The organism is Flavobacteriales bacterium, from assembly GCA_013214975.1.
Lineage (GTDB): Bacteria > Bacteroidota > Bacteroidia > DT-38 > DT-38 > DT-38.
The window spans coordinates 1-9,558 of sequence record JABSPR010000173.1 but is presented as its reverse complement, the minus strand read 5'-3'; the positions used below and the strand labels follow the sequence as shown (position 1 = coordinate 9,558).

8 protein-coding genes are annotated in these 9,558 nt (G+C 36.1%); 2 read left to right on the top strand and 6 right to left on the bottom strand.

Annotated features, from left to right (window positions below):
- Positions 1-47: 47 nt before the first annotated feature.
- Both HRT72_06135 and ccsA read right to left on the bottom strand, forming a co-directional pair.
- Entirely contained in the window at positions 48-986 is a 939-nt protein-coding gene (locus tag HRT72_06135; GenBank protein NQY67286.1) for a TIGR01212 family radical SAM protein, read from the bottom strand.
- Positions 964-4,095 (bottom strand): cytochrome c biogenesis protein CcsA, encoded by a 3,132-nt coding sequence (gene ccsA / locus HRT72_06130; protein NQY67285.1) that lies wholly within the window; start codon positions 4,093-4,095, stop codon positions 964-966. The genes HRT72_06135 and ccsA overlap by 23 nt, the downstream gene beginning before the upstream one ends.
- A 375-nt stretch (positions 4,096-4,470) precedes the next feature.
- Here ccsA and HRT72_06125 point away from each other — a divergent pair, with 375 nt between their 5' ends.
- Together HRT72_06125 and HRT72_06120 are read left to right on the top strand one after the other, a co-directional pair.
- Positions 4,471-5,517, top strand: coding sequence for a hypothetical protein (locus HRT72_06125; protein ID NQY67284.1), 1,047 nt, complete (start codon positions 4,471-4,473; stop codon positions 5,515-5,517).
- A 252-nt stretch (positions 5,518-5,769) separates the two neighbouring features.
- Entirely contained in the window at positions 5,770-6,525 is a 756-nt protein-coding gene (locus tag HRT72_06120) for an outer membrane beta-barrel protein (protein ID NQY67283.1), read from the top strand.
- Here HRT72_06120 and HRT72_06115 read toward each other — a convergent pair whose 3' ends face one another.
- The 4 genes from HRT72_06115 to HRT72_06100 form a co-directional block, all read right to left on the bottom strand.
- Positions 6,526-7,359 carry a mechanosensitive ion channel gene (locus tag HRT72_06115; protein NQY67282.1) on the bottom strand — a complete coding sequence of 278 codons (834 nt, stop codon included), beginning with the start codon at positions 7,357-7,359 and terminating at the stop codon, positions 6,526-6,528.
- A 69-nt stretch (positions 7,360-7,428) separates the two neighbouring features.
- On the bottom strand, positions 7,429-8,781 hold the full coding sequence (locus HRT72_06110; protein ID NQY67281.1) for a hypothetical protein: 1,353 nt from the start codon (positions 8,779-8,781) through the stop codon (positions 7,429-7,431).
- Between the two features lie 65 nt (positions 8,782-8,846).
- Positions 8,847-9,377 carry a hypothetical protein gene (locus HRT72_06105; protein ID NQY67280.1) on the bottom strand — a complete coding sequence of 177 codons (531 nt, stop codon included), beginning with the start codon at positions 9,375-9,377 and terminating at the stop codon, positions 8,847-8,849.
- A gap of 18 nt (positions 9,378-9,395) precedes the next feature.
- Positions 9,396-9,536: a hypothetical protein gene (locus HRT72_06100; protein ID NQY67279.1), complete on the bottom strand. Its 141-nt coding sequence runs from the start codon at positions 9,534-9,536 to the stop codon at positions 9,396-9,398.
- Positions 9,537-9,558 lie beyond the last annotated feature (22 nt).

Below are 9,558 nucleotides of genomic sequence, written 5' to 3'. Positions count from 1 at the left end.
GTAGCTTCAGCAATTGATGCAAAATATTTAACTGTTATTATCATTGTTTAAGCCGTTACCGATTGCTCGAAGTTCTTTCCTTGCCATGCTTCTTTTTCTTCGAGTTTCTTTAGAATTTTGTCTGTAACAACAAAGTTCTTTAATCCCCATTTTGGTGCGATAAGAAGGCGAGCAGGAGATTCTGAAACAAATCGTTCAATTACAATGTTTGGTCTTAGTTGCGTTACAAACTCAGAAACTAGTTCAATGTAGTCGTCTAATTCGAAGAGTTGAAAAGATTCCGGCTCTCTCTTGAATTCGAAAGCCATCATTGTATGTTTTACAATTTGTAACTGATGAATCTTCAAAGATTTTATTGGCAGCTCATTAATGCGTTGTGCATGAGAAAGTATTTCCTCCTGTGTTTCGCCAGGAAGTCCTAAAATCATATGGCCGCCTAAATGAATGCCTCGGTCTTTCAATAATTCGTAGCCAGCTATGGTTTCTTCAAATGTATGACAGCGGTTAATACGGTCTAATGTTTTGTCTAGCGTGCTTTCAATGCCAAACTCAACAGAAACGTAGTAATCCTTTGCGTAATCTTGCAAAAGAGAAGCTATCTCTTCATTCACACAATCGCATCTTGTGCCTATAACTAATCCAATTATTTCGGGGTGGGATAGGGCCTCATCATATAGTTTCTTTAATACATCTAACTGACCATATGTATTACTGTAGGCTTGGAAATAAGCAAGGTATTTCTGGCTTTTGTACTTCTTTGAAAAGAAACCAATCCCTTCATTGAGTTGCTGCGTAACACTCTTTTTGGGTTCGCAATAAGCAGGGTTAAAGGTGTCGTTGTTGCAGTAGGTACAACCTTTGCTGTCTTTTGTGCCATCTCGATTTGGACAGCTGAAACCAACATCTAACGATACTTTTTGAGCTCTTTCTCCAAAAGTTTTCTTGATGTACGATGAGTAATCGTTATATCGTTCCTTCCTCTCCATCTTTCTGTTGATTAATTACTTTGAAGTAAGCAGTTGCAGAAATTAAGAATACTATACCTATCGCATAATAAACCCATTCTGGAATAGGAATAGGATCGCCGGTTGCGTAAGAGTGTAAGCCTGAAAGGTAGTAGTTCACACCAAAGTAGGTCATCATAATAGAGCCTAAACCAATTACGGACATAAAGCTGAAGGTATACACTGATTTAAGTCCCGGGATAAATCGCATGTGTAGAATGAAAGCATAAATTAAAGTAGAAATCAATGCCCAGGTTTCTTTAGGATCCCAGCCCCAATATCTTCCCCAGCTTTCGTTTGCCCATACACCACCTAAAAATGTTCCTATTGTAATCATGAATAAACCAATGGTCATCACCATCTCGTTAACCCATCTAAGTTCCTTGATCGTTAGTTGTGCTTTTCGATTTTCTTTGCTACTGAAAATAATAAGTAGCAATGTAATCATGCCAATTAAACAAGATAGAGCGAAGAAGCCATAGCTACCAGATTCTAACGAAACGTGGATTGTAAGCCAATATGATTTTAGAACTGGTACAAGAGATGTGATTTCAGGATCTAACCAGCTTAAGCCGGCAACCCAAAGAAGGATAGAGGCAAGTACTGCAGTAATGGGAGCGGTGATGGGAGATTTTCTAGCGAAGATCATACCTGCTAAAACGTTTACCCAAGCAATGTAAATCATAACCTCGTAACCATTACTCCAGGGTGCGTGTCCAGAGATATACCATCTTGCTCCTAAGCCAGCGCCGTGTAAAATGAAGCAAACTCCTACTGCGGCTATTCCTAAATTGGTAATGATCTTACTCGTGAATTTGCCTGATAGTAATGATACCAGAGATATGATGAGGGAAATGAATCCAACTAAAGCATAATACTTTCTAAGTTTCATGAATATGTTAGCGTCGTTGTAAGCCAGTTCGAAATCGATTAAGTTATCTGAATAGTCTTTCGCAGCGTCGGACCGTTTCTGGTAGTTCCCTAGTGCATCAATTAACTGATTCGCATCTTCCCAGTCATTCTCTTCAACAGCGCCATCTACAAACTGAAAATATGCCGAAAAGAATTTTTGCAAGAACATGGTCTGCTCTGTGCTATCTTTGAGTTCCATGATATTCTGTCTGTTGAACCACTTATTATTCTCTGCTCCCTCAATAGGAAGTACATTAAGAAGTTCTCCTGTATAAGCCATGAAGCTGATATTGAGTCTTTCGTCTACCGCAATTACATCTTTGTGGTATTTGGTTCTGAATTTAGGATCAATCTGATTCGCCATTTCAACATCTCCCTTCAGTTTGTATTCAAATGTTTTATTGAAAAAATCCATGAACGAGGCGTAATCGCCGGTAACACCAAGTTTGTCTTTAAGCTCTTTAGCTTTTAATTTCCCTTTTCTGATATAAATTAGTGGTAATTTCTGGTATTCATGAGGAAACATCATCATTCCAAGAAGAAGTTGATTTTCGTTTAATCCGAACATTTCTTCCGATCTGGTTACTTTACGCATTACTTCGCTGGCAACAGTATTGATAGGCTTGTATCGTCCTTTTGATGACTGATCTTGCGTTAATAACCTTCCGAATTTTTCCGCGTGTTCAAAGTTCATGATATACTTTGAATCTACTTGAATTGTATCGTTTGATGCTCTGATGGTGGCGCTCAGGGAAAACATTACGAGAATCATCATCATCGCTTTTCGTTCAGCCGAAAGCTTATTCACTTTGGCAAACAAATCTTTCATTCTGCTTTTTCTATTAAAGAAGTTTACCACAATACCCATTGCAAGCATGATGTACCCTAGATAACTAATGTATGTGCCAGGCCTATCGTGATTTATAGAGAGTACGGTTCCTTTTTCGTCTTCTTCATCATAAGAGCTTTGGAAAAATCTATATCCTCGGTAGTCCAGTACATTGTTCATGAATATTCGAAAATCAATACTTACATCTTCCTCTGCGTCGATCAGGGTTACTTCACTTGCAAACGAAGAAGGGCTCGATGATCCAGGGTATCTGTCTAGTTGAAAATCTCTCAGTTTTACATAAAAGGGAAGCTGCATAGTTCCTTGGCCGTATTTGAGAGAAACTGTATAATCACCAATTTTAGTTGAGGAAAACTTGTTGTCGAACTGCGATTCGTCCCAAAGGTTTACCTCGCCTGTTTGTCCATCGCCAGCAACAAAGAAGGTCATTGCGTTCTTGTTATTCTCTTTATCCGCGGGCATAATTTTCCGAACTGACTTAGGGAAGAAGTTTTTAAGAACAATATTCATATCACCGGCACCGTATAAATGTCTTTTTTCAAAAACATGATATCTACCGGTATCCATTATTTCTGTTTGCTGGGTTAGCATTGACATTCTGTTCGATTCTTGCTTCGATTTGAACATAAGCCCAACCGAGTCCGTGCGAATAATGAAATCAGCGTCTTCGTTATAAGTATTAAAGGATATGTTTATATCACCTATTTTAACTACTTGATTTGCTTTTAGAAATGAAGTTTTTACTTCTGATTTGTTTCTGATCATAATGGCAATTTGCATTTCACCAGATTCATCTTCTACTAATATTTCATCTGCATTTGGTATAAGGTCAGTTAGTGTGAAATCAAACTTCTTACCATCAATTTCTTGCGAAAACTCATAGTCTGTAATGTCTTTTCTCTCTAAGGTTACTTCTTCTGAAAACTCAATTCGACTATCTCCTTTTTCAATAACAGTTGTTAGGTAAGTTTCATGCAAAAGAAGCCTATTACTTTGCTCACCCTCTCGGATATGCATCATTCCTTCATAGCCTATAAATCGTGTAACGCCAGCACCTATAAGCATTACTACAAACGAAGAGTGAATAAGCAGTTGCGAGATTTTGTCTTTACTCGCATACATTTTGTATTTAAAAATATTCCCAATTAGGTTTATTGTAAGCAGTACTAATAGAGCTTCAAACCAATGTGCACTGTACACGTATTCCTGTGCTGTGGCGGTATCGAAGTCATTTTCTATGAATGTTGCTTTGGCACATACCACTGCGAACAAAAGCAACAGAATACCCGTTAGTGAATTCGAGAAAAGATATTTTTTAATATGCTTCATTACTTTCTTACTGTAAATGTGCTTGGATTTTCACTGCAAAAGTAGTGACAATTGAAATACCCGCTACAGAATTTTAGCTAGCATTCTAGATAGTTTTAAGCAAAAAATGAACAATTCTGATTTGAGAAGTGGGAAGTAGGTATTTAAGAGTTGACAATTGTTGTCTTTCAGGCTTAGACGATTTACGTAGACGAGTTTGTTCTTAGATCAGCTTTATATATGATAAGGGTTGTTGGCTTTGAATTAAGTTGCACTTGTTGTGCTAATTATCACTACGTTAGGTGTGGATTTACGGCGCGATTAACTAAATTTGAGGCCTTGAAAAAATTAACAGGACATAAACCAAATAATAAACAAAACTGATATACTATGAATATGAAAATTTATAAATGGCCACTCGTTGCATTAATTGCTATAGCTGTGTCAACAACAGGATGTAAGGATGATGAAGAGGAAGTAGAAGAGGTAAAGGTAACAACCGTTGCAGAAGATAAGGTTGATATTGATACAGATGTAGATGCAATAGCTGTTACAGTAGAAGACATGAAGTCTGTTGAGATGGTTCAAGTAATGGAAGATTTTGCTATGGATGATTCGGAAGATGCAGAATACTTCAGAGATACATTGTTTGCTAGTTTAGAGAATGTATTGGACGTAGAGTCTTTTGAAGATGCTAGTCCTTCTTTTGATTTTGCCTCCAATAAAGGAAAGTATACTTGGAATGCAACTTCGGAGTCTTGGAACGAATCAAACTCTAGTTCATTAATTTTTGAATTTCCTTCAGATCATAATCAAAATTCGAATAATGTTGTTTTAACGATTTCTAATTACACAGATGCTTTGGTTGATATTGATGGCGAGTCTATTCATATGCCGGTAACTGTTGATATCACTTTGGTAATTGATGGTGTTAAACAAGTAGAGTTTAACTTGAATGATTTGAATCTAGTAAGTAATAACTACGCACTTGATTTCGGATTATTCGTAAACCCTTATGTGTTTACTGCGGATGTGTCACAAAGTACAACAGCAGTCTCAACTTCATTTACTTTTAGCGATAATGGTAATAACAACTTTGCGTTGAACTTTGATGCTGTTGGCGACTTTGATATAGAAGGTGGTGATCTTGAAGTAGAGAGTTTCGTTGGAGATGTTAGTCATGAGGATATGAAGGTAACAGCAGATGTAGATGTTGTAGGTATTGATGCTCTTAATGACAATGGATCAGCTGCTGAGTACAATGCATTGTTTAGCATTGATATTTATCATAAAAATATAGATATAGCAGATGTTCTTTTAGAAGATGATGGTACGGATGTAGTACCAATGATTGTATACATAGATGGAACAAAAGAAGAATTAGAACCGAAATTGGAAGAGATTGAGGATAAATTAGAAGCAGCCTTTGCTGACTTCGACTAATGGAAATAATCTTAATAATTAAAAAGGGCTTTAAAAAGCCCTTTTTTTTTGCTAAACACTTGAATGGTTGGATCTTTAGATCAATTGGAGTGAACTTGCCAGAACTCGTTACAGACAACGGATCGAATGTGTAAATGGTCTGATAAGCAGGGTTTGTATTTTATTTATTTAAAAATTTAGGGTATTACCTTAATTAAAGGATAACATATACATAGTATATTTGTGCTATTATAACCCAATACAAGTTTACAGTTGAATCAAAGAATATTAATATTTCTGATAGTTGTTTGTGCCCAAGCAGGGTATTTTATATCCGATGCTAATGCGCAATCTCAAGTAGAGGTTAAATTTGGCTATGGACTGTCTGCTGTAAGAGAGTCTAAGCAAATAAGCAATTTTACAGGTAATTATGAAGCTGGTAATTCGATGATGTTGGCCTTGGGTTACGAGGCACGTCATGAACAGTTATTGAATGTTAAGTTTGGTTTACGGTATATTCAGAATAATTATAAAATTACTGGTATTTATTCTGAAGAACTTGGTAGTTCATATGTAACAGGTGATTTTACACTAAATACCTTAGATTTTTCAGTTTATCCTGAGTTTATTGTTTTGGATAAAGAGATTACTGTTGTAGCCGGAGCTGGTCCTTATTTTGGAACTATCCTTAATTCGAAAGTTAACGGAGAAATGTGGGATTCTACGGAAGTTTGGTATGTAGAATCAACATCTGGACCTATATCTGGTTCTGCTAGTAAATACTTCCTAACAAGAGATGTTGGTCTCGAACTTGTTACAGGTGGAGAATATGAATTTTCTGATGGAATTAAAGTTTTGCTAGAGGCCAATTTGAAATTGGGATTAGTTAATTTTTCGAATGCCCAGTTAACATATGGTTATTTGAAACCAGTTAATTTCTTTCTTCAAGTAGGAGTGGGGTATCATTTCAAGGATAAAAATATTCGTGAAATGATTATCGATCTTTTAACTTTCGATAGGTACAGGTAGTTATTTTAAACCTGACTTAATATGTAAATCCCTTTGAGGAAAAGGGATTTCTACTTTATTATCTCTGAATTTTTTATCAATTATAAAACGGATATCACTCTGGATTCGTTCTATTCGGAATATATTTTCACTCCAGAAGAATACTTCAAAATCTAACGACGAATCTCCAAAATCATTGAAACGAACTAAAGGAGTAGGTTTGTTGAGCACTTCAGGATGCTCCTCAATAGATTCAAGAAGTAATTGCTTTACCAAGCCTGTATCACTGCCGTACGCGACTCCCACTTTAATAGAAAATCGAGTTTGGTCTTCATTGTGACTCCAATTAATAACATTCTCAGAAAAGAATTTATGATTTGGGATGATCATAATAATATCATCTCTTGTAGTTATCGTTGTGGCCCTTAAACTAATTTTTAAAACCTTTCCAACGATGTCATCTACTTCAATTACATCGTCTACTTCTATGGTACCTTCAAATAATAGAAATATCCCAGAAATTATGTCATTAAAAAACGATTGCAGTCCAAAGCCAATTCCTATTCCTAATGCGGCTGAACCCGCTAGTATCCACGTGACACTTAGGCCTAAAGAATCAAAACAAGCTATTGTAGCTAGTATCCAAGATACATATTGTACGATTTTAAAAAGAGAGTGAGATCTACCAGTTTCCCAGTTATCTCTTTTCCAGTGGCGTTTAAACAGCTTATTAACGACCATAAGTAGAGCCCAGTTTACTACTATAATAAATAGTACTTGCGCTAAATTATGTATGGTTAAAGTGAATTCACCGATGGTAAAAAGGTGAAATTCTAAGATTTCGATTAAACTCATAGCCTATTCTGTTTTTGCAAAATAAAGCATTAAAGTAATGGATTTGATTTTACCGAGGGAAAGAAAATGTTACTTGTTAAGGAAGTTTGGTTTCATAACAAGCATTAGCCATGCCCAGTTATTGGTTTGACCTGTTCGTCCATCTCCTTCACTGTCAAGTATTCCTTTAAGAATACTCAAAGAACTAGTTGTGAAAAATTGTGAGTAGCCTACTTTTAAAGCAACTCCTTTAGATAGTTTAAAACTGGTGTAAATATCTAATTCAGAACCTAAATTGGCATTCATAGTTTTTGTGCCTGAAGTATCTCGTTGGTCAAGAATATCCGCGGCTGCGTAGAACATATGAAATGTAGCTCCAATAGAGCTTTTATCTTTATCATAAACTGCTTTGAAGTATATATTTGTTAGTCCTACACTGTTAATGTGATTATCTACATAAAAATAATCCATGAATCCATTGAATATGTGATTGGTTCCAAAATGGGGATTGAACGATTCATTCTTTAATGCATTTGTTGATTTTTGACTCGTCCCAGATTGACTTTCGTAACCAACAGTTCCGCTTAGATTATCCATTATCTTATAGCTGGCTTCAACTCCTATAAGTGCTGCCGATATTGAAGTCTTTGTCCAACCAGCAACCGAATTAATAGAAGTGTTGTTAACGGAAGATATACCTGAACCAAATTGATAATAGATATTGGAACTGATTTTCACTTTGTCTTTTGCGTAAGTTATTCGTGTACCAATAGTTTGATTATAGACATCTCTGTAAATCGTTTTAGAGTCATCAATAAAAAGGGATGCCTGTTGGCCTATGTTAAGCGCTAATATACTGATGCCAAATGCGGAAGAAAAATCTTTATGCATCCATACATATTGAAAAGCTTTATAGCTCTTAGGTATAGAATATATTGTGGTGTTTTTCTGTGGTTTGTTTTGGTTGTACGCTCCAGCAATATCAATTTTCAAAGTGCTATCAGATTTTATTTTAAAGATGAATGCATCGTGGCTTCTACCTTGTTGCGCCCAGCCCACATTACCGAATATTCTAGAATCATCTAAGATTATTTCCTGGCGTCCGAATTTTAGAGAGAGCTTTTTATGTATAAATGATTCTCCCCATGCTTCGTGAATAGAGGATAGCCCATCCGTTCTGTTAAGTTGACTGTGGCTTCCCCAAGTCCTAATGTCTTGCAATGATACCTTGGCTTGATATCCATCAGTTTTGTGGCCGAAATTTATTCTTGTCCGTTGGTCGATAAAGGCGGCATTTTGTTGTAATGAATCTGCAGGTGATTTTGTTCCGTGAATGTATTCGAACCGAGGTCTAATTTCTCCATCTATTGTAGATTGTGCCATTAATTGAGAGGCAGAGGCAAGGAGTATATATATAGATATAATGGGAATTAGAGTTTTCATGAACACATGTTTTATTGAAGATAGAATTATTCCAGGCTCTAACGAATGCTAATCGTGTCATTTTTCTACTTATAGAAAACATCCGTGCTCATATAACTGCCTCCATAGTTTGCAGCTCCAAGATACACTTGCTTAAGTGCTTCTAAGAATTGATCGTGGGTTAATTCCTTTAAAGGATGAATGTAAACAGACCAGAGGGTTTCATGAAAGAGCGCATATTTGATATCTAATGCTCTATCAAATTGGGCTTCAATCATTTTAGCATAATCCGCTCGTTTAATATCTTTTTTACTGATAACGGTAGTTAGAATTCTCATTCTGTTGTGCGTCTCGTCTGAGATAATCATTAGGATTCTGTCGTGAAATTTTAATTGCCAATAACCATCTTGACTTCCATAGAGTAACAGACCTTGCCGTTTGATGATTTCACCAAGCTTCTTATTATCCATTTCAAGAGGAACAGTAGTTGGCTTAATATTGTCATGAATAAAATTATCGTTTGAGCCAACACTATCAATTTCGCTTGAGTAGGAGAATTGGCTTAATAGGAGAGTTAAACCAATGGTAAATAATATACGCTCAGTTAGTTGAGTCAAGTTTTCCGGGGAGTTGATTTACTCCTTGTACGGACAATTAAGACACACGTTATCACAACATGAGCCTCTTCTTAAATGATACCAAGAGGAGAATACAAGAAGGCCCTCTTTATTAATTTCATAATCTATTCCTTCAATAGTTTTCTTTGCTGTTCCCAATGCTTTTATTTCTTCTTTCTTC

Coding starts and splice junctions, on each gene's coding strand:
- HRT72_06110 (NQY67281.1), bottom strand. CDS start 8,781: ATGAAAACTCTAATTCCCATTATATCTATATATATACTCCTTGCCTCT.
- HRT72_06125 (NQY67284.1), top strand. CDS start 4,471: ATGAAAATTTATAAATGGCCACTCGTTGCATTAATTGCTATAGCTGTG.
- ccsA (NQY67285.1), bottom strand. CDS start 4,095: ATGAAGCATATTAAAAAATATCTTTTCTCGAATTCACTAACGGGTATT.
- HRT72_06135 (NQY67286.1), bottom strand. CDS start 986: ATGGAGAGGAAGGAACGATATAACGATTACTCATCGTACATCAAGAAA.
- HRT72_06115 (NQY67282.1), bottom strand. CDS start 7,359: ATGAGTTTAATCGAAATCTTAGAATTTCACCTTTTTACCATCGGTGAA.